The organism is Bdellovibrionales bacterium (genome assembly GCA_041662785.1).
Lineage (GTDB): Bacteria > Pseudomonadota > Alphaproteobacteria > UBA9219 > UBA9219 > UBA8914.
The window spans coordinates 60,762-86,093 of the sequence record JBAZRW010000002.1 but is presented as its reverse complement, the minus strand read 5'-3'; the positions used below and the strand labels follow the sequence as shown (position 1 = coordinate 86,093).

20 protein-coding genes are annotated in these 25,332 nt (G+C 54.8%); 12 read left to right on the top strand and 8 right to left on the bottom strand.

Annotation, left to right across the window (positions count from 1 at the left end; translation table 11 throughout):
• Positions 1-124: 124 nt before the first annotated feature.
• The 5 genes from kdpA (at position 125) to WC612_02790 (ending at position 8,829) form a co-directional block, all read left to right on the top strand.
• A complete protein-coding gene (kdpA, locus tag WC612_02810) occupies positions 125-1,831 on the top strand; it encodes a potassium-transporting ATPase subunit KdpA (GenBank protein ID MFA6279707.1) in 1,707 nt (568 codons plus the stop codon).
• Positions 1,828-3,903, top strand: a complete 2,076-nt coding sequence (gene kdpB / locus WC612_02805) for a potassium-transporting ATPase subunit KdpB (protein ID MFA6279706.1) — start codon at positions 1,828-1,830, stop codon at positions 3,901-3,903. Before kdpA ends, kdpB begins: the two co-directional genes overlap by 4 nt.
• On the top strand, positions 3,896-4,477 hold the full coding sequence (gene kdpC, locus WC612_02800) for a potassium-transporting ATPase subunit KdpC (protein MFA6279705.1): 582 nt from the start codon (positions 3,896-3,898) through the stop codon (positions 4,475-4,477). The genes kdpB and kdpC overlap by 8 nt, the downstream gene beginning before the upstream one ends.
• Positions 4,474-7,131 carry a sensor histidine kinase KdpD gene (locus WC612_02795; GenBank protein MFA6279704.1) on the top strand — a complete coding sequence of 886 codons (2,658 nt, stop codon included), beginning with the start codon at positions 4,474-4,476 and terminating at the stop codon, positions 7,129-7,131. The genes kdpC and WC612_02795 overlap by 4 nt, the downstream gene beginning before the upstream one ends.
• Positions 7,132-7,368: 237 nt before the next feature.
• Positions 7,369-8,829, top strand: coding sequence for a DEAD/DEAH box helicase (locus tag WC612_02790; protein MFA6279703.1), 1,461 nt, complete (start codon positions 7,369-7,371; stop codon positions 8,827-8,829).
• Positions 8,830-8,840: 11 nt separating this feature from the next.
• On the opposite strand, the gene WC612_02785 is transcribed toward WC612_02790, so the two are convergent.
• A complete protein-coding gene (locus WC612_02785; protein MFA6279702.1) occupies positions 8,841-10,238 on the bottom strand; it encodes a Mur ligase family protein in 1,398 nt (465 codons plus the stop codon).
• A gap of 273 nt (positions 10,239-10,511) precedes the next feature.
• Between WC612_02785 and lptD the strand changes: the two genes are divergently transcribed.
• Positions 10,512-12,725, top strand: coding sequence for an LPS assembly protein LptD (gene lptD, locus WC612_02780; protein ID MFA6279701.1), 2,214 nt, complete (start codon positions 10,512-10,514; stop codon positions 12,723-12,725).
• Here lptD and WC612_02775 read toward each other — a convergent pair.
• Positions 12,722-13,261 carry an HAD family hydrolase gene (locus WC612_02775; protein ID MFA6279700.1) on the bottom strand — a complete coding sequence of 180 codons (540 nt, stop codon included), beginning with the start codon at positions 13,259-13,261 and terminating at the stop codon, positions 12,722-12,724. The two genes, lptD and WC612_02775, sit on opposite strands and share 4 nt — an antisense overlap.
• A 247-nt stretch (positions 13,262-13,508) precedes the next feature.
• Here WC612_02775 and WC612_02770 point away from each other — a divergent pair, with 247 nt between their 5' ends.
• Together WC612_02770 and trmFO are read left to right on the top strand one after the other, a co-directional pair.
• Positions 13,509-14,075 (top strand): peptidylprolyl isomerase, encoded by a 567-nt coding sequence (locus WC612_02770; GenBank protein MFA6279699.1) that lies wholly within the window; start codon positions 13,509-13,511, stop codon positions 14,073-14,075.
• A gap of 9 nt (positions 14,076-14,084) precedes the next feature.
• Entirely contained in the window at positions 14,085-15,425 is a 1,341-nt protein-coding gene (gene trmFO / locus WC612_02765) for a methylenetetrahydrofolate--tRNA-(uracil(54)-C(5))-methyltransferase (FADH(2)-oxidizing) TrmFO (protein ID MFA6279698.1), read from the top strand.
• On the opposite strand, the gene WC612_02760 is transcribed toward trmFO, so the two are convergent.
• From WC612_02760 to WC612_02750, 3 genes are all read right to left on the bottom strand, one after another.
• A complete protein-coding gene (locus WC612_02760; GenBank protein ID MFA6279697.1) occupies positions 15,409-16,101 on the bottom strand; it encodes an HD domain-containing protein in 693 nt (230 codons plus the stop codon). The two genes, trmFO and WC612_02760, sit on opposite strands and share 17 nt — an antisense overlap.
• Before the next feature lie 159 nt (positions 16,102-16,260).
• Positions 16,261-17,583 (bottom strand): glycerate kinase, encoded by a 1,323-nt coding sequence (locus tag WC612_02755; protein MFA6279696.1) that lies wholly within the window; start codon positions 17,581-17,583, stop codon positions 16,261-16,263.
• Positions 17,576-18,907, bottom strand: coding sequence for a hypothetical protein (locus tag WC612_02750; GenBank protein ID MFA6279695.1), 1,332 nt, complete (start codon positions 18,905-18,907; stop codon positions 17,576-17,578). Before WC612_02750 ends, WC612_02755 begins: the two co-directional genes overlap by 8 nt.
• Positions 18,908-19,221: 314 nt before the next feature.
• Here WC612_02750 and WC612_02745 point away from each other — a divergent pair, with 314 nt between their 5' ends.
• Entirely contained in the window at positions 19,222-20,310 is a 1,089-nt protein-coding gene (locus tag WC612_02745) for a hypothetical protein (GenBank protein MFA6279694.1), read from the top strand.
• A gap of 23 nt (positions 20,311-20,333) precedes the next feature.
• Here the strand turns inward: WC612_02745 and WC612_02740 are convergent, their stop codons facing one another.
• Both WC612_02740 and WC612_02735 read right to left on the bottom strand, forming a co-directional pair.
• Complete coding sequence (locus tag WC612_02740) at positions 20,334-21,002, bottom strand: hypothetical protein (protein MFA6279693.1); 669 nt, start codon at positions 21,000-21,002, stop codon at positions 20,334-20,336.
• 86 nt (positions 21,003-21,088) lie between these two features.
• Positions 21,089-21,490, bottom strand: a complete 402-nt coding sequence (locus WC612_02735) for an Rrf2 family transcriptional regulator (protein MFA6279692.1) — start codon at positions 21,488-21,490, stop codon at positions 21,089-21,091.
• 235 nt (positions 21,491-21,725) lie between these two features.
• Between WC612_02735 and WC612_02730 the strand changes: the two genes are divergently transcribed.
• Together WC612_02730 and WC612_02725 are read left to right on the top strand one after the other, a co-directional pair.
• A complete protein-coding gene (locus tag WC612_02730) occupies positions 21,726-22,397 on the top strand; it encodes an alpha/beta hydrolase (GenBank protein ID MFA6279691.1) in 672 nt (223 codons plus the stop codon).
• 58 nt (positions 22,398-22,455) lie between these two features.
• Positions 22,456-22,734 carry a hypothetical protein gene (locus tag WC612_02725; protein ID MFA6279690.1) on the top strand — a complete coding sequence of 93 codons (279 nt, stop codon included), beginning with the start codon at positions 22,456-22,458 and terminating at the stop codon, positions 22,732-22,734.
• Here WC612_02725 and WC612_02720 read toward each other — a convergent pair.
• Positions 22,731-23,825, bottom strand: coding sequence for an anhydro-N-acetylmuramic acid kinase (locus WC612_02720; protein ID MFA6279689.1), 1,095 nt, complete (start codon positions 23,823-23,825; stop codon positions 22,731-22,733). The two genes, WC612_02725 and WC612_02720, sit on opposite strands and share 4 nt — an antisense overlap.
• A gap of 207 nt (positions 23,826-24,032) precedes the next feature.
• On the opposite strand from WC612_02720, the gene tyrS reads away from it, so the two are divergent.
• Positions 24,033-25,274 (top strand): tyrosine--tRNA ligase, encoded by a 1,242-nt coding sequence (tyrS, locus tag WC612_02715; protein MFA6279688.1) that lies wholly within the window; start codon positions 24,033-24,035, stop codon positions 25,272-25,274.
• Positions 25,275-25,332 lie beyond the last annotated feature (58 nt).

Below are 25,332 nucleotides of genomic sequence, written 5' to 3'. Positions count from 1 at the left end.
CCTACCTGCCTTTTTCCTTTTTCTCCTAAAGGAACCACCCGACGATGATCATTCTTGCCGCTCTGGCGACGCTTTTTCTCTTTGGCTATCTTGGCCTCGCGCTGTTTAAGCCGGAGCTGTTTCCATGAGCTTTCTCTCCCTTCCCCTTGCGTGGTGGGGGCAAGTCGCCCTGTTCTTCACGATCCTGTTGATCGCAATGAAGCCGCTTGGCCTATATATGGCGCGGGTGTTTGAAGGCGAGCACACGTTTCTGACGCCCCTGATGCAGCCCCTTGAAAACGCCCTGTACAAACTGGGCGGCATCGACCCCAAGGAAGAGATGGGCTGGAAAACCTATGCCGCAAGCGTTCTTGTATTTTCCCTTGCTGGCGCACTCGTCCTTTTTCTTTTTCTTCTCTACCAGCCGTTTCCCGACATAAGCGCCGACCTTGCCTTAAACATCGCGGCCAGCTTTGTCACCAACACGAATTGGCAATCCTATGTCCCCGAAACCACCGTGACCACAGCAAGCCAGATGATCGGGCTTGCCGTGCAGAACTTTTTATCCGCTGCCGTGGGGCTTGCCATCCTCATCGCTTTTATACGAGGCCTTGCGCGTGATAACAGCAAAACACTAGGCAATTTTTGGAGCGATCTGATCAAAGGCCTTTTGTATCTGCTTTTGCCGTTTGCCTTTCTGTTCGCCCTCTTTCTTATCTCGCAAGGCGTCGTTCAAACGTTCGGTGAGGTTTCTGTTGTATCCCCCTTGGACCCCACAGCTTCGCAAATCATCGCGACGGGCCCCGTGGCCTCGCAAGTGGCCATCAAACAACTTGGCACGAACGGCGGCGGCTTTTTCTCGGCAAACGCCGCCCATCCGTTTGAAAATCCGACACCGCTTTCAACCTTCCTGCAAATGCTGGCCATTCTGTTAATACCCGCGGCAAGCGCCGTTTGTTTTGGCGCGATGACGCGTAGGCCCCACGATGGGCGGGCGCTTTTGTGGGCAATGTTTTCTCTCCTCATTCCACTTGCCATATTGGGCCTTATGGCCGAGCATCAAATCAATCCTCTTTTATCGGCACTCGGCGTCGATCCGGCCTTAGGCAACATGGAAGGCAAAGAAATGCGCTTTGGCGTTTTCGGATCGACCCTGTGGGCTAGCCTGACCACCGCGACATCGAGTGGCTCTACGAATGCGGCACTCGATTCCTTTATGCCGCTGGCAGGCTTGATCCCGCTTCTTTTCATCCACTTTGGCGAGGTCGTGTTTGGTGGCATCGGCAGCGGCCTATGCGGCCTGTTCGTCTACGTCTTTCTCACGGTCTTTATTGCGGGCCTGATGATTGGCCGCAGCCCCGAATATCTTGGTAAAAAAATCGGCATCTTTGATATGAAAATGGTGTCGCTAATCGTCCTGATCCCCGCTTTTCTGACGTTGGGCGGGGCGGCGTTGGCCGTCATGACGCAGGCGGGACAAAGCGGCACTGGCAATCCGGCGGAGCAAGGCTTTAGCGAAATCCTTTATGCCTTATCCTCCGCCAGCCACAACAACGGTAGCGCCTTTGGCGGCATTCACAGCAACACGCCGTTTTACAATATCCTTTTGGGTTTTTGCATGTTGCTAGGCCGTTATGCCGTGATTGTGGCATTTCTAGCGCTCGCGGGCTCTATGGCCACAAAAAAGATCACGCCCACCTCCGCCGGAACGCTGGACACGGCCTCTCCTCTTTTTATCGGACTTCTCGTTGGCACGATTGTGATCCTTAGCGTCCTGACCTTTATTCCAGCGCTTTCTTTGGGCCCCGTGGCCGCGCACTTTCATTTGATGGCGGCAGGAGGCCTTGGATGAATAAGAGCGCAACGCCTATCCGCCTCTCCCCCCAAGACCTGATCGAGCCGCTCAAGCTTGCAATCCTGCGCCTATCTCCCCTTCATCAGATGCGCAATCCGGTGATGTTTGTTGTCTTTGTCGGTGCGATCCTTTCCTTTATCGATGCGATGGCCGCGCTTAAGAATCCCGAAGGCGACACGTTTGGCTTTACGCTGACCGTCTCCCTCATCCTTTGGTTTACAGTGTTGTTCGCAAACTTCGCGGAAAGCTACGCCGAGGGGCGCGGCAAAGCTGAGGCCGCCACACTGCGACAATCGCGCAGCGACATCATGGCCAAAAAGCTGGACGATTCAGCGGACAAGCAAAAGGTTCAAGCCGTTCCGGCCAGCGCCCTTAGGCAAGGCGACTGCGTGTACGCCTGCGCGGGCGATTTCATTCCTGCCGACGGGCAAGTGATCGAAGGCGCGGCCTCGGTCGATGAAAGCGCCATCACGGGCGAGAGCGCCCCCGTGATCCGCGAGTCCGGCGGCGACCGCGATGCGGTGACAGGTGGCACGCGCGTTTTATCGGACTGGCTTGTGATCAAGGTCACGGCCAATGCGGGCGAAAGCTATCTTGATAAGATGATCGCGATGGTCGAAGGCGCGAAGCGCCAGAAGACGCCCAACGAAATCGCGCTGGGGCTTCTTTTGGCCGCGATGACCCTTATCTTCCTTTTGTCCTGCGCCACGCTGCTGCCCTTTTCTCTATACAACGTGCAACAAATATCTACTGGCGCACCTGTTAGCCTGACCGTCCTTATCGCCCTTCTTGTCTGCCTTGCGCCCACGACGATCAGCGGCCTTCTCTCGGCCATCGGGATCGCGGGCATGAACCGCTTGATGCAAGCCAACGTCATCGCCACATCGGGGCGCGCGGTCGAGGCAGCGGGCGACATCAACGTCCTGCTGCTTGATAAAACAGGCACGATTACGCTGGGCAACCGGCAAGCCGTCGCTTTTTTCGCGGCAGAGGGCGTCGCGCCGATCCAGCTTGTCAAAGCCGCCCTCGTCTCCTCTCTCGCCGATGAAACGCCCGAAGGGAGAAGTATCGTTGATCTGGCCTATCAATCCTATGGCCTGACGCCTCCCGCTAAAACCGAGGACATGGTGTTTATTCCCTTCTCTGCCGATACGCGTATTAGCGGCGTGACCCAAGGGAACATCACGACCCTTAAAGGCGCAGGCGATGCCATTGAGGCCCATGTTATCAAAGAGGGCGGCAGCGTGCCTCCAACCCTGCACAAACAGATTGAAACCATTGCGCGGCAAGGCGGCACGCCGCTTATGGTTACGGAAGGGGCGAAGCCTCTGGGAGTCATTCACCTCAAAGACATTGTCAAAAAAGGCATTAAGGAGCGCCTGACCTCGCTTCGCGCCATGGGCATTAAAAGCGTGATGGTGACAGGCGATAACCCTCTGACCGCCGCTGCCATCGCCGCCGAGGCGGGCGTGGATGATTTTATCGCGCAGGCAACGCCCGAAACGAAGCTGACCTATATCCGCAAAATGCAAGAAGGCGGCGAGATGGTCGCCATGGTGGGCGACGGCACGAACGACGCGCCCGCGCTGGCGCAGGCCGATGTTGCAGTGGCGATGAACAGCGGCACGCAAGCCGCCAAGGAAGCGGCCAACATGGTCGATAGGGACTCGGATCCCACCAAGTTGATCGAGGTGGTCGAAATCGGCAAGCAACTGCTCATGACTCGCGGCTCTCTCACAACCTTTAGCCTCGCAAACGATATCGCCAAGTATTTTGCGATTATTCCGGCCGTGTTTATGGCAACCTATCCGGCCTTTGACCGTTTAAACATTATGGGGCTGGCAACGCCGCACAGCGCCATTCTCTCCGCTCTGCTCTTTAACGCGCTTATCATCGTCGCCCTTATCCCCGTCGCCATGCGCGGCGTAGCCTATCGCCCTGTGGGCGCGGGTGAGCTTTTACGGCGCAACCTCCTTATCTATGGTCTTGGCGGCATACTAGCGCCCTTTATCGGGATCAAGCTGATTGATATGGCTATCGTACTAATCGCGGGAGGCCTCCATGTTTAAAACGCTTCGCGCCTCGCTCGCCCTGCTGGTCGTTTTCACGCTGTTGTTGGGACTTGCCTATCCCGCTGCCGTATGGGTTGCAGGGCAGCTTTTTTTCTCCCACGAGGCGGACGGCAGCCTTGTCTCCTATCAAGGCAAAATCATCGGCTCGGCGCTAATCGGTCAGAACTTTACGGGGGAGCGTTATTTCTGGCCGCGCCCGTCATCGGGGGGACATCCCTATGCCTTCCTGTCTTCGGGGGCAAGCAACCTTAATCCCGCCAACCCTGCGCTGATTGACCAGATACGCAAACGCATCGCCTTTCTCTCCAACGCGCATGAGAACCAAAATGGCACGATCCCAGCCGATCTTGTCACGGCGTCAGGCAGCGGGCTGGATCCGCATATCTCTCCCGCCGCTGCGCTTTATCAGGCCGCCCGCGTCGCCAAAGCGCGGGGGCTTCCCCTAGAGCGCGTTCACGCCCTTATTCAGGCAACCACGGAAAACAGAACGCTAGGAATCCTTGGCGAGCCGCGCGTGCATGTCCTTCTCCTCAACCTTGCCTTAGATCGGCTAAGCGGAGGCCGCCCATGACCGACGATGGCCGCCCCGATCCCGAAGACCTTTTGAAGCAGATTCAAAAAGAGGAAAAGAAGGACAAGCGCGGACGCCTGAAAATCTTTTTCGGCAGCTGCGCGGGCGTGGGCAAAACCTATAGCATGCTGACCGCCGCGCATGAGCAAATCAAGCAAGGCGTCGATGTCGTCGTCGGCCTTGTCGAAACGCATGGCCGCCCGCAAACCGAAGAATTGCTGAAAGACATCCCCGTCCTGACCCCGCAAGCGCTGACCTATCGCGGCATCACGCTGTATGAGTTTGATTTGGAAAAAGCGCTAGAGCGCAAGCCTGCCCTAATCATCGTCGATGAGCTGGCGCACACCAACGCCCCCGGCTCGCGCCATCCCAAACGCTGGAACGACGTGATTGAGCTTCTTGACGCGGGCATCAACGTCTTTACAACGCTTAACGTGCAGCACATCGAAAGCCTTAGCGACATTGTCGCGAGCGCTACGGGCATTTGGGTCAAGGAAACGCTTCCTGACTCTGTTTTCGATATGGCGGATGATGTCGTTCTGGTCGATATCAACCCCGAAGACCTTTTGCTGCGCCTGCGCGAAGGCAAGGTCTATGTCGCGGCGGGCGCGAACAAACGCGCGGCGGAAAACTTCTTTAAAATTGATAACCTGAACAGTCTGCGCGAAATCGCCCTACGCCGCATGGCCGAGCGCGTAGATGCCGAACGCAGCGCGACGGCCAGCGAGTCCTCCCCCCACGCGAACGTGGCCGAAAAACTGCTGGTGATAATTGATACGGATTACGACTCCGTTAAATTGATCCGCGCCACCAAACGCCTTGCCATTGCGCTTAAAGCGCCATGGACAGCCCTTTATGTCGAAGTCGGCGAATATGACTCGGCCTCTAATCGTACCAAACGCCGCTCAGCCGAAATGATGGAACGCATCATCGAAAGACTGGACGGCACAATGGTTTCTTTGCGCGGCGACGATATTATTGATGAAACGCTCGCCTATGCGCGGAAGCACGGCATCACCAAAATCGTTGTCGGCAAAGACAGCGCGTGGTCTTTGCGTAATCTGTTAAAGAACCACGCCATTGACCGTTTGATCCGCCAAAGCGGAGTGATCGATATTCTTATTATCACGCGGCAGGACTCTCTTATCGCGCCGGAATCCACCGTATCGCCTCTCACCCATTTCAGGCCTTTAAATTACCTGATTGCGTTTATCACGGTTGTCGCCTTCACCCTTTTAGGCGGAGGGCTGGACAAAATCCTGACGACAACGGATCAGGCTCTTTTGTACCTGACGGGCATTGTCCTTGTGGCCACCAAGCTTGGGCTTGGCCCTGCCTTGTTTTACGCCCTGCTGGCGGCGTCTGCCCTTAATATCTTTTTTATGAGCCTGCACCCCGACCAAGGAGCAAATGACCAGTCGTCTATTATGACTTTCGTCGTGATGCTCATCACGGGCTATGCCATCGCAACGCAAGCCGCCCGCCTTCGCAGCCAAGCGCGCGCCGCCCGCGATAAGGAGGAGCGGACGCAAGCCCTGTACCTTCTGACACGGAAATTAACCGCCACGCGGGGTCGTCTGCCGGTCGCCCAAGTCATTGCGGATTATCTGGACAAAACGCTTCATGTCAACGCGACCGTCTGGATGACCAACGCGCAAGGCCATCCCGCCATGCTGCTGGGCGAACTGCCCCAAGATACCTATTACAATGATTTCGGTGCGCTGCAATGGTGCTTTGAGAACCTGAAAGGCGCGGGGCGCGGCACATCGACCATGCCCAGCGCCGCAGGCTTTTACCTGCCGCTCGTCACAGGAGGCGAAACCTTGGGCGTTTTAGGAAGTTTTCCCTATGACAAAGAGCGCCTTTTTACCCATGACAACATTCTGGCGATGGAAACGATGGCAAGCCTTTTGGCTTCGGCGCTTCAGCGCGTTCGCGCTGGCGAGATTGCGGCGCAAGCCATCGTCGAAAGCGAAAACAAAAAGCTGCGGGATTCCTTGATGACCAGCTTCACACACGATTTCCGTACGCCGCTTGAATCGATTGCGGGAACCGTCGCAGGCCTTATGCAGCCTCAGGAAGCTCTTGATCCCACAACACTGCAAGCCATCGCATCAACGCTTCATCAGGAAACAAAGCATCTGACAAAAACGGTGACGCATCTTCTGGATGCCAGCAATCTGGAGCAAGGCGCGGTTGAGCCTCAACGCGTGCCCTCCTCTCTTCATGAACGCATCGATCAAGCCGCCACCCGCCTGACAACGGCTCTGGCGCAACATACGTTTGTCCAGAAGATCGAAGAAGCCCTTCCCGATGTCTTGATCGATCCGGTCTTGATTGAACAGCTGATTATCAACCTTTTGGAAAACGCCGCGCAATTTTCACCGCCGCAAAGCACGATCACCCTGATGGCTGGGCGGCAAGGCGCGGTCATGCTTGTCACTATCGAAGACGAAGGAATCGGCCTACCTAAAGGCTTTGAAGATAAAATCTTTGACAAGTTCTGCTCCATCGCGCCAGAGGGTCAAACAAAACGAACGGGGCTTGGCCTCACCATCGCGTCGGGCATCATTCATCTTCATGGCGGCCAGCTTTGGGCGCAAAACCGCGCCGAAGGTGGTGCGCGGTTTAGCTTCACACTACCACTAGCTTAAGAAAACCTTGCATCCCCATGTAATCAAACAACTAATCACGCACCGCTCCCTTGTCGTTTGCTTTCCCCCCTAAAAAGGACTATGTATGCGCTCACAAAAAGTGAGACAGCCGAAGGCGGCCTGTCGAAACACTATTGCCCTATTGACCCCACGATTTTTTGAACCGGTCATTTTAGGTGAGCGCGCCACGATGGCTCGCCGCAATGGAAAAGAAAAAAGAAAGATACTATAAACAACGTGACAACATTTGCTGATTTAGGGTTAAGCGACGAGCTGCTCAAGGCCATTGACGACGTCGGCTATACCACCCCCACCCCCATCCAAGAACAAGCCATCCCCTATGTCCTGCAAATGCGGGACGTTCTCGGTTGCGCTCAGACGGGCACAGGAAAAACGGCGGGCTTTACGCTGCCGATGATCGAAATTCTTTCCAGCGGACGGGCGCGGGCACGCATGCCACGCTCGCTGATCTTAGAGCCAACGCGTGAGCTGGCCACGCAAGTCGCCGAAAACTTCCGCACCTATGGCAAGTATCATCCTTCGCTTAGCATGGCTTTGTTGATCGGCGGCGAGAACATGGGGCCGCAGATCAAAAAGCTAGAGCGCGGCGTTGATGTGCTGATCGCCACGCCCGGACGCCTTATCGATTTGTTTGAGCGTGGGCAGATTATGCTCAACGACATCAAGATTTTTGTGATTGATGAAGCCGACCGCATGCTGGATATGGGCTTTATTCCCGATATCGAAAAGATCGCGGGGCTGTTGCCCGCGATGCGTCAAACGCTGTTTTTCTCGGCTACCATGCCGCCCGAAATCCGCAAACTGGCGGATCGGTTCCTAAGCAATCCCAAAACCGTGACCGTTTCGCCGCCCGCCAGCACGGGTGTGAACATCACGCATTCCATCGTCAATTTGCCAACCGCAAATGACTGGCACAAACGCGAAGCGCTGCGCACCCTTTTGCGCAATCACGCGGTGCAGAACGCCTTTATCTTTTGCAATCGCAAGCGCGATGTCGCCATCGTCCACAAATCGCTGCAAAAGCATGGCTTCAACGCGGGCGCTTTGCATGGCGATCTGGATCAAAGCACACGCACCGAAACGCTGGATTCCTTCAGAAGCGGCAACATCTCCCTTCTCGTTTGCTCAGACGTTGCGGCGCGTGGCCTTGATATCGCAGATGTCAGCCACGTCTTTAACTTCGACGTGCCCTTTAACGCGGAAGATTACGTCCACCGCATTGGGCGGACAGGTCGCGCGGGCAAGGAAGGCACGGCCTTTACGCTGATGACTCCCGATGAAAGCAAGCTGGTCGCCGCAATTGAAACGCTGATCAAGAAAGACATCGAACGCTCAACCCTCGACCTGCCTCCCGTTCAGGAAGGGCGCTCTTCGGGGCGCGATCGCAAGCCCTCTTCTCCACGAGGACGGGGCAAGCCCCCTCGTGCGCGTGCGCCACGGCAGGATAAGACCCAACAGGCCGTGATGGCAGAGACTGCGCCAGAAAGAGTCCCTGAACCCATCTATGAATCGCCGCATGTGCCGCCACATCCCGCGCCTCAGCCTTACGGCCACACGACGGCATCAGCGGCGGCGTTAGCCCACAGCAGCGCCAGCGACGATCATGGCCAAGGCTTTGGCGAGCATATGCCCGCCTTCCTTCGTCGCCCACGCAGCGTGGAAAAACGCTCGTCGTAATCAAACGAAAATCAGAGGGATTTGGCCACCTTGTCCAGCAAGGCTTGTGCCAAGGCGGGCAGCGTGTCATCGCGTGCGCCCATAATAATTAGGCGATCCCCCGCAGCCGCCTCCAGCGCCATCGCGGCGGCAGCGTCATCGCGTGAGGGATGGTAAAAGGCCTGCCGCCCCTGCTCCTCTACGCCCTTGGTCAAATCAAGGCTGGTGACCGAGCGATCCACCGTCCCCCCCAGATAAAGAGGATCGACGACATACAAGCGGTCCTGTGGCCGCAGGCCCGCGACGAAGGCCGCGGCAAACGCATCCTTCATCAGTTTAAGGGGGCCAAAACCATGCGGTTGAAAGAGAATCAAGAGCCTTCCATCAAACTGATGCAAAGCCTCAAGACTGGCCCCTATCTTATCGGGATTGTGAGCAAAATCGTCATAGACGGTCATGCCCTTCGCTTGGCCTATCTTTTCCATGCGCCGCGCTATACTCGAAAAAGATTCCAAGGCCTTGGCCGACGTCGTTAAAGAAACGCCTAAAGCCATCGCTGCTCCCATCGCCGCCAAAGCGTTCGATACGTTATGCCGCCCAACCACAGGAAGACGTAGAGTCGCACGCTCCCCCGTGGGGGTGTGGACAACATTAAAGCGCACGCCGTCTTGCTTAAAAACCAGATCGCTGGCGACAAGCGTCGCCGCCGGATTGCGCAGGCTATAGGTGGTCATGGACGGGCTGGCCAACCGCGCCGTCTCTTCATTATCCAGATTGATGATGACGCTTTGCGCCTTACCGACGAAACGGGAAAACAGGCCGCGCAGCTCATCCATCGTCTTATGATCAAGCGCTATGTTATTCAAAACAGCCACTGTTGGCGTAAAACCATCAATCGAGCCATCGCTTTCGTCCACCTCGCTGACGAACAGATCAGGATCACCCACCAACGCGGAAGCTAAAGGAATTTCTGGCGTCACAAAGTTCTTCATCACCGCGCCATTCATCACGGTCGGCCTCAGCCCCGCTTGATGCAAAATCCAGCCGATCATGCCCGTGGTCGTGGATTTTCCGCTGGTTCCAGCCACAGCCACGCGCTTCTTGGCCTCATTAAAAAGCTCAGCCAACAGGGCGGCGCGGCGCACGATGGGAAGGCCGCAATCCAGTGCGGCGCGGTAATCGGGGATGGTTTCCTCAACCGCCGTCGAAACAACCACACGGCTGACGGCGGGCGTTACGCCGCTGCCGTCTTGTGGATAGAGGCGAATCCCTTGCGATTCCAGAAAGGCGAAACGCTCTGGCGTACGCCCCTGATCGCGCCCGCGATCCGAACCGCTCACGGCAGAGCCCCGCTCTTTCATGATCAAAGCCAGCGGCAGCATGCCGCTGCCGCCTATGGCGCAAAAAAAGATGGAAGGGCTGTTTTTCATGCCGCAAATGTATGGGGCACGCCCCCAAAGGGCAAGGAAATACGAAAAAAACGGCCCCCAGCGGGCGCCATTCTACTTCGAGCAAAAAGTTAACAAATAATCAAAGTTTTCAGCCCATTACATTCTTGTCGGTTTATACTCAGTCCGCTTGAAAACCCGAAAAGTTTTTCGTCGCCAAGCCGGCTAAGACCAAGATAGGTTAATCAAAGCGACCAAAAAGTTTTCGGGTTTTCAAGTTGACGCCCTTTATCAAGACTCTGGCAAGCAGAAGGCATGCAAAAACGAAGCTTAAAACATGCGCGACGGTGCGCTCTGTTCGGTTTGGCGGCTACGCTTTTGTGGCTTTCTTTCCATGCGCCCGCTTGCGCTGCCGAAAAAGCGCCGTCGCCGCCGCCGCTGCTTTTGGCCGATCATCTGGCCTATGACGAAAACACCGAAATTATGACCGCGCAAGGCCATGTGGAAGTCAGCATGAACGATAAGGTGCTGCGCGCCGATAACGTCACCTATAACAAAAAGACGGATGTTGTGCAGGCCAGCGGCCATGTCGCCCTGACCGAAACAGCGGGAGAGATTTTGTTTGCCGACAAAATGGAAATGACATCCGACATGAAGCAAGGCTTCATCGATCAAGTCGGCATCTACTTTCCGGACAAATCCCGTTTGGTTGCCAATGACGCGCAGCGTTACGAAGGCCGCTATCTTATCACCCAACGCGGCATTTATTCCGCTTGCGATCTATGCAAGGACGATCCGAAAAAACCTCCCCTATGGCAACTTAAAGGGCGACGCATCACGCATGACACGGAAACCAAGAACGTGATTTACCGCGATGCGACGTTGGAATTTGACGGTATTCCTGTTTTTTATACGCCCTATTTTTCGCACCCCGACCCCACCGTTCGGCGCAGGCAAGGCTTCCTGACCCCTACCGCAGGCCTTAACAACACGCTGGGCACGGTGGCGCGCACGCCCTATTACTTTGATATCGCGCCTAACAGCGATCTGGTTGTCACACCCCTTTTCAGCACGACGGACAAACTTCAAATGAAAGGCGATTGGCGCTATCGCTTCGTCAACGGTTCGATGAAATGGTCGGGCAGCGTCGCCCGCACAGACTTTATAAGCAGCGCAGGGGTCGACAAAGGGCAGCAATGGCGCGGCCATCTTTTTGGAACGACGCTGTTTGACCTGACGCCGACATGGCGGGCGGGAACCGATATCGCCTATACGACGGATAAAAGCTATTTGCAGCGCTATAGCCTTGCGGGCGACGACGTGCTGGTCAACCGCGCCTATGTCGAGAATTTTAAAGGCCGCAACTACGCCTCTGGCAATATGTACTATTTTAAAGACCAGCGCCCCGGAAGCCAGCTGGTCGAACCTGTCGTCGCGCCTGAAATGAAATACAGCGCCTTTGGCGAGCCGAACAAAACGCTGGGCGGACGCTGGTCTTTTAACAGCGGTCTGCTTGTCACCTCTCGCCGCACCGATGTCGATCCCAATCGTCAAGGCGCGAATACCCGCCGCCTGTCGCTTGCGGGAGGCTGGGAGCGCCAGATGGCCTCGTCCATCGGCTTCCTGACAACCGTGTCGGGTCTTGTTCGCTCGGACAGCTATTGGGCGGATCATGTGCCGATGGCCGATGTTCCGCTGGGAACCGGCTTCACCAATGTTGTGCACACGCGCCCCTTTGTTCAAGGCGATCTGTCCTTGCGCTATCCTTTGGGGCGTCATGGCGAGACGTATCAGCAATTGCTAGAGCCTATTGCCGTTCTTTCCGTCGCGCCACGCGTCTCGCGCCACACGCTGCTGCCCAATGAAGACAGTCTGGATATGGAGTTTGACGAAACCAATCTGTTTTCCCCCAACCGCTATGCCGGCAATGACCGCGTGGAAGGCGGCACGCGCGCGGCCTATGGCCTACGCCACGCGATTACAGGCGCCAACGGCGGACGCATTGAAATGGTGGGGGGTCAAGTCTTTCGCCTGAACCGCGACTCCTCCTTTAACGAAGGGTCGGGCCTTACCGAACAACTTTCGGATTACGTTGGCCGTCTTGACATCGCGCCCAACAGTTACTTCAACATCAACTACGGTTTCCGTCTGGATCAAAAAGACCTGACTTTCTCTAAACAGGAAGTCAGAGCCTCGGCAGGCCCCAACCTCTTTAGGCCGTCTGTCCATTATCTTTCCGTCAATCAACCGAACACGGCAACCATCACCAACAATAGAATGGAGGAAGTCACTTATAGCCTTTCTTCCGCCTTTGCCAAATACTGGTCACTGACGTCAAACCACACGCAAGCAATCAACCCAGCCCCCGGCCCGCGCAGCACAGGTTTTGGCCTGATCTATGAGGATGAATGTTTCCGCACAGGCGTCACGGCCTCGCGCAACTACACCGAACGCGTGGATGTTGAAGCGGGCAGGACAATCCTGTTCCAGTTTTACCTACGCAACATCGGCGGATTCACGACAAACTAGGCTTTCTTTAAGAAGGCCAACGCCTCGTCAAACGAGGCCATCCGCGCAGCCCCCTCTGGCAGCGCCGCCGAGGCCGAAAGCAACAGCCGCACGGGAATACCGGCGTTTTGCGCGGCCAGCATATCGCCTTCCCTATCCCCTATCATCGCGGAACGCGTGAGATCAATCCCAAGGCGCTGCGCCGCGTCAAGAATCATGCCCGCGTTCGGCTTGCGCCAAAAGCTGGCGCGGTTATAGGGCGGAACCGTTCCATCTTTATGATGATAGCATGTCTCAACCGCATCGATTGTGATGCCCTCATGCGCCAACGCGGCCAGCATATGCGCGGTCACGGTTTCATGATCGGTCGCGGTATAAAGCCCCCGCGCCACCCCCGATTGGTTGGTGACGACAACCAGCCGATACCCAAGGCTCTGCACGGCGCGAAGAAAAGCGAAGATTCCCTGCTTAAAGGCAAACCGCTCCACCGTGCCGACGAAGTTGACATCCTCGTTGATCACGCCATCCCGATCCAAAAATAGCGCCTTACGCTTCATTTACGCCCTTCCCACCAAGATAAAAAACAAGTATACCTTTTCCACTTTAAGAGTTGGCAAATAAGAAAGAAAACAAACGGGATCCCCGCTTTCGCGGGGATGACGATAGAGGGTTAGAATCAAACACTAATCCCGTCATGCCCGTGAAAACGGGCATCCCGTTTTCTTTTTTCCTCTTATACTATAACCCAACTCTTAAATTGTCTTGAGTATAGAAAACTCATACAACAAACCACAGGGTGCGCCAATGACCAAAAAAACCATTCTCACTCTTCTTTTCGCCTTTCTTATCGGAGCTTTGCCCATGACCCAGTTCGCAGACGCCAAAACCACACTTGATCCTGAAAACACAATCTATCTTGACCTTGCGGATGGCCGCGTCGTGATCCAGCTTCGCCCCGATCTAGCGCCGAACCACGTCGCCCGCATCAAAGAGCTGACCCGTCAGGGCTTCTATAACGGCCTTGCCTTTCACCGCGTCATTCCGGGCTTTATGGCACAGACGGGTGACCCCAAGGGCGACGGCACGGGCGGCTCTGGCCAAAAACTGAAGGCCGAGTTCAGCAAGTCGCCGCACGTACGCGGTACGGTTTCGATGGCCCGCGCGGCCAGCCCCGATTCCGGCGATAGCCAATTCTTCATCTGCTTTGATGATGCCTCCTATCTTGACGGACAATATACCGTCTGGGGGCATGTGACCTCTGGCATGGAGTTCGTGGACAAGATCAAGACAGGATCACGCCTTGATAACGGCAAGGTCAGCGATCCGTCCAAGATCATCAAGATGCAGGTCGCGGCGGACGTGAAGGAATAAGTCCCCTTCGTGTCGGCCCCTATCCTCATCATTGGCGGCGGCCTTGCGGGCAGTGAAGCAGCGTGGCAGATCGCGCAGCGCGGCCTGCCCGTTATCCTCCATGAAATGCGCCCCAATAAGGCCACGCCTGCCCACCACTCGGATCAGCTGGCGGAGCTTGTCTGCTCCAACTCCTTGCGTTCGGATGACAGCGATTATAATGCCGTTGGCCTTTTGCATGACGAGATGCGGCGCGGCGGCTCATTGATCCTGTCGATGGCGGATAAGCATAAGCTTCCCGCTGGCGGCGCGCTCGCCGTTGATCGCGACCTGTTCGCAGCGGACGTGACGGCGGCGCTAGAGGCTCACCCACTGATCACCATCAAGCGCGGCGAGATCACCGCCCTGCCCCTTGATGACGCGCAAATGTCTGTGCTGGTTGCCTCTGGCCCCCTGACCTCAGATGCACTGGCGCAGAGTATCCGGACGATAACGGGCGAGGAATCCCTTCACTTCTTTGATGCGATTGCGCCGATTGTCGAGCGCGAGAGCATCGACATGAACGAAGCGTGGATGCAATCACGCTATGACAAAGGCGATGGCAGCGACTATATCAACTGCGCCCTTGATAAGGACGGTTACGAAGCCTTTATCGCTGCGCTGCTGGCCGCCGAAACCGTGGCGTTCAAAGAATGGGAAAAGAACACGCCCTATTTCGAAGGCTGCCTTCCTATCGAAGTCATGGCCTCACGCGGGATTGACACGCTGCGCTATGGCCCCATGAAGCCCGTGGGGCTCACCAATCCCCATGCACCGGACAAAAAATCCCATGCGATTTTGCAACTGCGGCAGGATAACGTGGATGGCACGCTGTGGAATATCGTCGGCTTTCAAACCAAGATGAAATATGGCGACCAAAAGCGCGTTTTCCGTCTAATTCCGGCGCTTAAAAACGCTGTTTTCGCCCGTTTAGGCGGCATTCATCGCAACACGTTTATCAACAGCCCGCGCCTTCTTGACCACGCGCTTCGGCTGAAGTCCCTCCCGCATATTCGCTTTGCAGGGCAAGTCATGGGCGTTGAGGGTTATGTCGAATCCGCCGCGATGGGCTTTGTGGCGGGTCTTCTCATCGCACAGGAATCCTTGGGCCAACCCCTCACGCCGCCGCCGCGCACCACGGCGATGGGCGCGCTGCTCGCCCACGTCACGGGGCAAGCCAATGCCGACACGTTTCAGCCGATGAATGTGACGTTTAGCCTCTTCCCGCCGATTACAACGGTCAAAGGCAAGCGCGAGCGCAAAAAAGCCTATGCCACCCGCGCCAAAGAAGATTTCGGCGCGTGGCTGCCGTCCATCAGCGCCGCAGTGTAGGGTATTCCTTAGGAATAGGCAGCCGCCCCATTTTTATCAAAACTTCTTGCTGTATCTGCTCAAAAAAACCGGGGGGCTTAGGCGGAACTGCAATCTCAGGCTTAAGATAAGCAGAGGCTGGACGTCTTGTTTTCAAATTAACGAAAACCTCCATAAGGGGGGAATCTTGAAGATGTTTTTCAATATAATCCCAGAAAGGCTGAAGGCTATAGGCGCAACGGTTGGTCAACTCGATATTGAGCGCTTCAACCCCCATCTGAAGCTTGTCAATCTTGCCAACGAACTTGGCAGCAGGCGTTTCCTGCGCCTCGTACTCCAAGAAATACTCCCGCATCACCGCACCATTGAAAATATCCCCTTCTTTGTAAGGCATCATTCCAATATGATCGATAACAAGGAATTCCAAATCCTGTTTTTGCTTTTTTGTAACCCTATCATGCGGGGTGATGTCATGCATAATGCCTTCCGGCAAATCATGGGATAGTCCCAACATTTTACAATGAAAGACGCTCTTTTTTCCAAGATACTGTGGCGCGTATTCTTCTGATAAAAAGGTGACGCGCTCTGTATGCTGCCAAACCGTCTCTGGCTGCTTCACTTGACGAGCCACCCATCCGGCACGAGGCTTGTTGCATAATTCAAGATACAAATCTGTAAAATCCTTAATGACTTTCATAACCGATCCCTTCAAAGAATGACGTTTGATTTTTTAATAGAAGGCCTTTTTTACAGGATCGGATAGAGCGGAATCAACAAAAGACTATGGTTAAGACAAAAGAAACGCGCCAAGGTTTTCCTTGGCGCGCTCTCTTTTTCTACCGGTACAAAATCGGCTTTACTTCCCCGTGACGTAAACCGCACGGATATCGTTGACGTTGGTGAGCGTCGGGCCCGTTTCAACAATCCCATCGCACAGCTTAAAGAAGCTATAGGAATCATTGTTGTCGGCATAGGTGACGGGCTTGGCCGCACCTGCTGCCGCTGCCTTGGCCAGCGTATCAGGATGCAAGATCGCGCCTGCGTTATTTTCGGTTCCGTCCGAGCCGTCCGAGCCACATGAGATCGCGTGAACGCGCGGGTTGCCTTGCATCGCCATCGCCATATGGATCAACAGCTCGCTGTTGCGTCCACCCTTGCCTTTTCCCTTGACCGTCACGGTCGTCTCGCCGCCCGAAATGAACACGCAAGGGGCCGCAAACGGCTGGTCATGGAGCGCGACTTGCTTGGCGATCCCCGCCATGACAAGCGCCACGTCCTTGGCCTCGCCCTCAATCGCGTTGCCAAGGATATAGGGTGTGACGCCTTGCTCCCGCGCATAGGCCGCCGCCGCTTCTACCGCGTCTTGTGAGGTTGCAATCAAGATGTTCTCAACATTCTTGAGGCACGCATCATCAGGCTTAACGGTTTCCTCTCGCGCTTCTTCCAAATACGCAGCAATCGCGGGCGGTGGCGTGATGCCATAGCGACGCAGAATATCCCGCGCATCGGCAAACGTCGTCACGTCACCAACGGTGGGGCCGGAAGCAATCACCGAAAGATCATCGCCAGATACGTCCGAGATAATCAGCGAGACAACCTTGGCACCTTTTGCCGCGCGAGCAAGACGTCCGCCCGAAATAGCCGAGAGATGCTTGCGAACGCAATTAAACTCATTGATCGTCGCACCCGACTTGAGCAATGCATCGTTCACAGCTCTAATGTCGGGCATCTCTAGCCCCGCCGCCGGCAACGTCAACAGCGCCGTACCACCGCCAGAAATTAGACAAAGCAGCATATCGTCCGGCGTAAGCGTTCCCGCCAGATCAAGGATGCGCTGCGCGGCCTTGCGCCCCGCATCATCGGGGTTGGGATGACCCGCCTCAACAACCTCAATCGTCTTAAGCGGAAGCCCATGCAGATAGCGCGTAACAACCAGACCCGCATCAATCTTGCCTTTGTAATGTTCCTCCACCGCCTTGCTCATCGAGGCCGCCGCCTTGCCCGCGCCGACAACAATCGTCCGCCCCTTGGGCGGCGCAGGCAGGTTCGCCGGCACGCACTGGCTTGGCATCGCGGCGCTTAGACCCGCCTTATAAAGACCAATAAGAAAATCGTGAGGATTTTGTGTCATGATGTCCACGCTGATAAGGGGTGAAGGAAGATTGTTTTCTTTAGCCATTAAGTGGTTGCGTTGCTTGTAAGGCTTTTTGCAGCAGCTCCATCCTTTCAGGCGAAGGCATGTCTCTAGCGGTCTTGGTGTTATCCGCAAAAGCCTTGGCATAGGCATCCCAGTCGCGCCACATTGGCGGTAGAGGGATGATGTCAGCCTCGGTCATGGCTTTCAGAACTTTTCCGCCATTCGTCACAATGCTCCAAGGCGGAACGTCGCCCGTGATAAGAGCCCCAGAGGCTATAACAGAGCCCTGTCCAATTGTAATCTTTTTGGCATCGGCAATAATGCGACAACCCACACCGACCCAAACACTTGGCTCGAAATGGATTGTACCTTTGTTCTTGGCCTTCAAATCAACCCAAGGCGCCAACAAAACTGTTTCCGAAAACTCAATGCTTGAGCCCTCATCAATCGTAAAGCGACAGCCCTGATTAACGGTCATCCTTTCCTTAAGAACGGGAATTGTTCCCGTAACATAAACAGGGGAAGGAATGAGGCAAGAGGCAAGAATCGCCGGAGGGGTCGCGCTGAAGAAATCGCTCTTCAGGCTGGTCAAAGCGATTCCCGTTTCCTTGTAGATGTTTGTTTTAGCGGTATAGGTAGCATCCGTCGTTTTGGACAGGAGGTCGTCCAGACCGCAAAGAATCTCCCTCGCCGAGGCCAGCTTGTCCAATCCTTCGGGGGTCAGGCGGCTCTTAAGGCTGAGCTGTTCATGAGTCTTCATCGGATCAAGAGGCCGGAAGAACTGCTTGCCCTGCAAAAGAATTTCATTCGTGCCTGTGACAAGGCTATAGGGCGGAACATTCTTGGATATAATCGCATAAGGGAGAACAATAGACCCTTCGCCGATCACAACGGGATCCGCACGGCCTCCATTAATGATGATCGCGTTCGCGCTCAACATCGCACCTGTGTCAAGACGAATAGGCCCAATCTTGTGTAGGTGCCGCTGTGAGGGATGGGTTGGATGTCCCAAAGTCACAAGACGTGCCTTTTGACCAACAATGGCTCCGTCACCAAGATGCACACCTGCGTGTGATAAAAAGAGAGCCTCAGTGCCTATGCTGACGTTCCGACCAAAGGTCGTTTTGAAAAACATGTCACCAGCAAAAGGAACTTCTGCGCCCTGATCAAGGCGCAAACTTTCGATATTGTCGGGTTTGCCGAAAATGCCAAAAACCTTTTCCAGATTTTCTGTAGTTGGATTGTTAAGATACTCGTAATAACGATGCCTTTGTTCGAACCACAAGACGCGAATAGGCAAAACGGACGGATTAAGAAGCTCACCATCGGGCTTGCCCATGAACCGTAAAAATGAATTGTCTTCCATGAAAGGTTTCTCCTGCTTTGATCAAGATAAGGAAAAGGCGAAGAGCCTACATTAGGCTTTTTAACGACGTTTTCTCCTATCACACGCCTTCTGCACAAGTCCATCCACAATTTAAAACTCAACCAGCCCCCTTTATGTTTTTGTGCAACTGCGAAGAGTTCTCTACGTCGGTCAAGCCCCCGCTTTTCCTTCGCAGTTGCGAGATAAGTTATTCAAAATAAGCATGAAAGTTTTTGACAATTTGTTTTTTATAAGGCCATATTCGGCCATCATCATTAACCACAAACCAACGCCAACACGGATCCCCTCCTCCCATGTTATCAGTCCCATCAGTTGACGAAGGCAATCACACAAGGTTTTCACTGCAACCCGTGACGATTGATCCTTCAATAACGACCGAGCGCTGTTGGCGCGTACGGCTTATTGTTTCCGATCTTGATGGCACTCTCGTTGAAACCTACAGGACTCTTGAAGGCCTGCATCACATCATGCAAGAGCTTGGCAAGTGTGTAAAAAGACCTAACGATGCCATCAAGCATTATACGGATCGTATTCGCGGCCAAATTCAGATGCCGGATATTTTGCATGCGCCCGATGAAGCTTTGCCACAAATCGTCAACCTGCTTGTCAAAGCCGAAGGCGAAGCAGGCAGAATAGAGGGCGGCACGCCGCGCAATGGAACAAAAGTCCATATCGACTCGATGCTGGAACAGGGCCTCGCGATGGCTCATGATTCATTCAAAGCCTACAGCGGCGCAACGCGCGTCATGGATGACGCCAACACCAACGGAACAGGCTTTATCATTCATACGGCCACCAAGGCCGAGTCGGCTGTGCGCCGCCTGACTCGCTCTACCGAACTGAATCCCGATCACGTCTCTTTGATTTTTGCCAGAACCGACGATGAAGAAGGATTCAATCTACCGTGGCGGAAAAACCTAACCGATCCACGCGCCATCGCCTTTGCCGAAAAAGTTGTCCCTTATATTGGCAAAAAAAGTTTTGAGCAGGTAACAACAATGCTGCGGATGTTTGATGTTGCCGCGGACGAAATGCTCTATGTCGGCGAAAGCGCGACGGATTATAGCTGCATCAAAGGGCCTCATGGTTATCGCCTCGGCTACTTCGCCTATCAAGAGGTAGGGGCCCGCATGTCGCCGAATAAGCTTTTGGTCAACGACCATCTGCGCGAACACCGCTTGGGCCATGCACATTTCATAGAGAAGCATCCAAGAATGTATACAAACCCCCATGTCATCGTGTTAAAGAAAGGCTGGGAGACCTTGCACGAGGCAATGGCTAAAGGACAAATTGTTCTTGAGGATCTTCTCGACAAAAATTCGGGCCGCCAAGTCCACCATATGGTGACAAATTGGCAAGAAGCCCACGCCCCCTCACCTTAGTTTTTGTCTAGGTTTATAGATTTTCACTTTACGCTGGCCAGATCGTCAGCATTGACCCCCATATGGGGCGCAAGAACGGTGCGACGATCACGCACATCTTTCAAAATAGATTCAAGCCCATCAACCTCGAATAAGATGGCGTTCGCTAGCGGCCAGTTCTGGCTGCGCAAGGCCTGCATTAAACTCACGACGCCCTGCTCCATCGCGTTCCCCGCTTTTTGCGCGATGCGGTCGCATTGAGAGGCCTGCCCCGCCTCATTCAGATCACGGCGCAATTCCGCAACCATCGGGTTTGCCGCGTCGGCTTCAGCCATTTCTTTTTCATGAAGAGCCAGCCAATAACGCCCACGCCGCAAAGGCTCGCGCAAGGTCTGATAGGCCTCCTCCATCGCCTCCAACTGCTTGGCGGCATGCCCACGCTCCCCCATGCCCCGCAAAACGAAACGCTCGGGCTCAAGGGCGCGCTTATAAGCAGCGTACTGACGCTCAAGAAGATCGGAATCGACGTCAATGCGCCGCTCTAGCCCAAGGCGCGAAAAATAATCCAAGGCGCGGACAGGCTGGATTGTGCCACAATACTGGCAAAAAAGAGCGCGAAGCGAGGTGCCTTTCTGACAAAGCCAACAGCACGCCTCTCCATTTGAACAATTGGCTGAAACAGTAAACTCGTTAAACTCGATAACATTGTCCATAGAGATTCCTCAACGAAAGAAAGACGAGATTCAGTATAACCCGAATCGCGCCTTTCTGTGTGAGGAATTTAGAAGTTTTAGCTTCTCTAGCTTTTTCTATGAACCACTTCGGCCAAGGTCACGGCTTTAAGGTACTTTTGAACCTCTTCCCCCACCCTGTGCCACAAGGCATCCGTCAACTTGCGCGCCGTCTGCCCTTCCCCGTGAGGCATAGGCCTTTCGGCTTGCGAAGGCGTATCAACCGCCGCCACGATCTGATAAATGGAAATCAGCGCAGGATCGCTGGCCAAGACATAGCCCCCACCTGGCCCGCGCATACTCTTAACAAGGGCGTTTTTCTTCAGTTTTGAGACCAACTGCTCAAGGTAAGAGAGTGAAATCAGTTGCCTTTGGGCTACATCGGCCAACGGAACTGGCCTTTCCTCGCTGTGACGGGCAATGTCAACCATCGCCATAACAGCATGCCGTCCTTTTGTGCTAATTCTCATGCTCTCCCCCTTTTCTCAGTCGTCATGACTGTTATAGGACTATATCGGTATCACTTCAAGGTCTTTCAACCCCACAATGGGTGTATTTTAAAATAATATTAATAAATGGCATTACTTGCTTGAATTTACACCTATCACTTGTGCTATGGTCTCACCATAGAAAGAATGGGTCAAGCGCTTTAATCGGTGCATACTTTGGTCTTCTTTTGATATTAACAACTTACATTGGTGAGCCATGCCTGAAGTTTTATTTGCGGGGCCTGCGGGTCGTCTTGAAGGTCGCTATACGCCCGGAAAATCTCCGACGGCTCCGGTTGCGCTTATCCTTCATCCGCATCCTCAGCATGGCGGGACGATGAATAATAAGGTTGTTTATTCGCTCTTTAACGCCTTTGCCGAACGCGACTTCTCAACCCTGCGCTTCAACTTTCGCGGCGTAGGACGCAGCCAAGGAGCCTATGATCGCGGCGAAGGCGAATTGAGCGATGCCGCTTCGGCTCTTGATTGGGTTCAATCCATCAACCCCAACGCCCGCAGCGTGTGGGTCGCCGGTTTTTCGTTCGGCGCATGGATCGGGATGCAGCTTTTGATGCGCCGCCCCGAGATTGAGTCCTTTGTCTCGGTCGCACCTCCCGCCAATATGCTGGATTTCACCTTTTTGGCTCCCTGCCCTTCATCAGGCCTGATCCTTCATGGCGAAGCCGACGATATCGTGCCGGAACCTTTTGTCTCTAAGCTGGTGGCCAAGCTTTCTCACCAACGCGGCATTCATCTGGATTACCGCGTGATACCAGGAGCAGGACATTTCTTCACGCAGCAAATCGATGAGATGGCCACGCACGTCGAAGATTACCTCGACAACGCGCTTCTCCGCACCGCGCCGTCACAAATCGCAATGGCTAGCTAAAACCTTTATAGACTATAGTTTTTGATATTGTTTTCACGTTTTTGAAAGGAGAGAGATTATGACAGCAACACGACAACACAAGACAGAAGTCACTCCCGAGGATATAGCCGTCGCTCGCTATCTCAAAAGAGGTATGCTTGTCGGTGCGTTTATCTCGGCCGCTGAATCCATTGTGAACCCGAATATCATGACGGGTGTGGCCACGGCCCTAACACTTACCGTTTATGCGATTATCTCGCTAGCACAAGCCGCGGACGACGCCTCAAAGAATGAGCGAAGACAGCAACCAAGCCTTGGTACACGGTGGAAGTCATACTTCTTGCATCCACTTCGTTAATCCATGTGATGCAACACCCCGCCCGTCATCGGCGCGGGGACAGCTGTCGTGTTTGGCACACTGAGCGGTAGTCCTAAAAGAGAACGGACAGCCAGATAGGCGAACGCCTCGGCTTCAAGTGAATCGCCATTCCAACCCAGTTCATCGACGGATTTGACGGGTACTCCCGTTCGCTCCGCCAGCCACCGCATCATCGTCACGTTGTGGCGACCACCGCCAGCGATATAAACCTCGCACGGTTTTTGCGGTGAGGCTTCCACCCCTTTGGCAATCGCGGCCACCGTCATCATGGTGAGCGTCGCCGCGCCATCGGCAGGGCTTACGCCTTCTGGCACAAACGCCGCAAACGCATCGCGATCCAAAGATTTCGGTGGCTTTTGTGCAAAGAACGGATGGGAGAGAAAAGCGGCGACATGAGCCTCATCCACGCAGCCTTGCGCAGCCATTGCGCCGCCCTGATCATAGCTTTGCCCCGTATGCCGCAGCATCCAATCATCGATCAGCGCGTTGCCCGTTCCCAGATCAAAGGCCAAAATCTCATCGTCACTTTCGCCGCCGATCCATGTGATGTTCGACACGCCGCCGATATTGATAATCGCCGTAGGCTTAGGCAGCGCCGCCGCCAAGGCGCGATGATACAAGGGAACCAACGGCGCACCCTGCCCGCCCGCCTTCACGTCCGCTGTGCGAAAATCATTCACGACATCGATGCCCGTGAGCTTGGCCAAAAGAGCGCCATCGCCAATCTGGATCGTCTCACGCGCCGCCGGATTGTGCCAAATCGTCTGGCCATGAAACCCGATTAGATTCACATCGGCAGGCTTTAGCCCCTCTTGCGCCAAGAAAGCGGCAACAGCCTTTGCATGAAGCGTTGTTAGTTCGCCCTCGACCTCGCGCACCATGGGATCAGCCGTCCCCTGCCGCTTGCCAAAACAAGCCCGCAGCCACTCACGAAACGCCGCTTCATATGGATAAAAAAGGAACCCCAAAGGGCGGACATGGCTGCGCCCGTCCGTTTCAATCAGGGCGACATCAATCCCGTCCAGCGATGTGCCGCTCATAAGGCCGATGGCGCGATAGATTTCAAGCATAAGGGTTCCCTTTAACAGTAAACGGGACTCCCGCTTTCGCGGGAGTGACAGAGTTTGTAGAATGTTTAGCTTATCCGTCATCCCCGCGAAAGCGGGGATCCCGTTTGTTTTTCTTAAGAAATCATATTTCCACCCTTTTCATCGGGGCAAACACGCTTTAATCTGCCTTTTCTTCTTTGGAACCACAAGACGCAAAAGAGAACCCCTATGACAGCCGTAAAATCCGCTTTTCTGAACCTGATGATTGAGCGTGGCCATGTCCACCAATGTTCTGACCTTGAGGCGCTGGACGCCGCCGCGTGCAAGGGCGTGATCACGGGCTATATCGGTTATGACGCAACGGCAACCTCACTGCACATCGGCAATTTAGCGTCGATCATGATGCTGCGTCGGATGCAGCAAACTGGACACAAGCCCATCGCACTTGTGGGCGGCGGCACAACCAAAGTCGGCGACCCTTCGTTTAAAACGGAAAGCCGCCCGATGCTGACGGACGATCAGATCAACCAGAATATTGTCGGCATCAAAAAGGGCTTTGCCAAATTCCTGACCTTTGGCGAAGGCGAAAAAGACGCGATACTCGTCAACAATTACGAATGGCTGGGCAAACTGGAATACCTGCCTTTCCTGCGCGAAGTGGGCCGCCACTTTACTATCAATCGCATGCTAAGTTTTGACTCGGTCAAGCTGCGTCTTGAGCGCGAGCAACCGCTCACCTTCCTTGAGTTCAACTACATGATCATGCAGGGCTATGACTTTGTTGAGCTGCACAAACGCTATGGCGCCATCTTGCAAATGGGCGGATCGGATCAGTGGGGCAACATCATCAACGGCGTTGAGCTGGGACGTCGCATGAACAACCTTGATCTCTTTGCGTTGACGACGCCTCTTCTGATGACATCGTCAGGCGAAAAAATGGGTAAGACCGTCGGCGGCGCGGTGTGGCTGAACGAGGATCGCCTCAGCCCCTATGATTACTGGCAGTACTGGCGCAATACCGAGGACGCCGACGTCACGCGCTTTATGAAAATCTTCACCGACTTGCCACTGGATGAAATTGAACGCCTTGGCCAGCTGAAGGATTCCGAAATCAACGAAGCGAAGAAAATCCTTGCCTTTGAAACGACGAAGTTATGCCACGGGGTCGAGGCCGCCGAGCAAGCTGCCGCAACGGCCAAGGCGACGTTCGAGGGCGGCGGTATCGGCGCGAACCTGCCGACCTATGCGATGGCGGATCAAAGCGTCAGCGTCGTGGACGCGCTGGTGGGGCTTGGCTTTGCCGCTTCGAAGGGCGAGGCGCGGCGTCTGGTCGAAGGCGGCGGCGTGCGTTTGAACGATGCGGTTGTCAGCGATGTCACGGCAAGTATCTCAGCCACCGATTTGATCCAAGACTCAACGGCCCGCCTAAGCGCCGGCAAGAAGCGTCATGGGGTTGTGAAAAAGGGGTGATGCCAAACCATTTAAGTTCCGTATTTCTCCCGCCGTCATCGCGAGGAGGCCGCAGGCC

What these genes read in the sequence shown, in the direction of transcription:
- kdpA (MFA6279707.1), top strand. Translation starts at nt 125, where the DNA reads ATGAGCTTTCTCTCCCTTCCCCTTGCGTGGTGGGGGCAAGTCGCCCTG.
- kdpB (MFA6279706.1), top strand. Translation starts at nt 1,828, where the DNA reads ATGAATAAGAGCGCAACGCCTATCCGCCTCTCCCCCCAAGACCTGATC.
- kdpC (MFA6279705.1), top strand. Translation starts at nt 3,896, where the DNA reads ATGTTTAAAACGCTTCGCGCCTCGCTCGCCCTGCTGGTCGTTTTCACG.
- WC612_02795 (MFA6279704.1), top strand. Translation starts at nt 4,474, where the DNA reads ATGACCGACGATGGCCGCCCCGATCCCGAAGACCTTTTGAAGCAGATT.
- WC612_02785 (MFA6279702.1), bottom strand. Translation starts at nt 10,238, where the DNA reads ATGAAAAACAGCCCTTCCATCTTTTTTTGCGCCATAGGCGGCAGCGGC.
- lptD (MFA6279701.1), top strand. Translation starts at nt 10,512, where the DNA reads ATGCAAAAACGAAGCTTAAAACATGCGCGACGGTGCGCTCTGTTCGGT.
- WC612_02775 (MFA6279700.1), bottom strand. Translation starts at nt 13,261, where the DNA reads ATGAAGCGTAAGGCGCTATTTTTGGATCGGGATGGCGTGATCAACGAG.
- WC612_02770 (MFA6279699.1), top strand. Translation starts at nt 13,509, where the DNA reads ATGACCAAAAAAACCATTCTCACTCTTCTTTTCGCCTTTCTTATCGGA.
- WC612_02760 (MFA6279697.1), bottom strand. Translation starts at nt 16,101, where the DNA reads ATGAAAGTCATTAAGGATTTTACAGATTTGTATCTTGAATTATGCAAC.
- WC612_02755 (MFA6279696.1), bottom strand. Translation starts at nt 17,583, where the DNA reads ATGGCTAAAGAAAACAATCTTCCTTCACCCCTTATCAGCGTGGACATC.
- WC612_02750 (MFA6279695.1), bottom strand. Translation starts at nt 18,907, where the DNA reads ATGGAAGACAATTCATTTTTACGGTTCATGGGCAAGCCCGATGGTGAG.
- WC612_02745 (MFA6279694.1), top strand. Translation starts at nt 19,222, where the DNA reads ATGTTATCAGTCCCATCAGTTGACGAAGGCAATCACACAAGGTTTTCA.
- WC612_02740 (MFA6279693.1), bottom strand. Translation starts at nt 21,002, where the DNA reads ATGGACAATGTTATCGAGTTTAACGAGTTTACTGTTTCAGCCAATTGT.
- WC612_02735 (MFA6279692.1), bottom strand. Translation starts at nt 21,490, where the DNA reads ATGAGAATTAGCACAAAAGGACGGCATGCTGTTATGGCGATGGTTGAC.
- WC612_02730 (MFA6279691.1), top strand. Translation starts at nt 21,726, where the DNA reads ATGCCTGAAGTTTTATTTGCGGGGCCTGCGGGTCGTCTTGAAGGTCGC.
- WC612_02725 (MFA6279690.1), top strand. Translation starts at nt 22,456, where the DNA reads ATGACAGCAACACGACAACACAAGACAGAAGTCACTCCCGAGGATATA.
- WC612_02720 (MFA6279689.1), bottom strand. Translation starts at nt 23,825, where the DNA reads ATGCTTGAAATCTATCGCGCCATCGGCCTTATGAGCGGCACATCGCTG.
- tyrS (MFA6279688.1), top strand. Translation starts at nt 24,033, where the DNA reads ATGACAGCCGTAAAATCCGCTTTTCTGAACCTGATGATTGAGCGTGGC.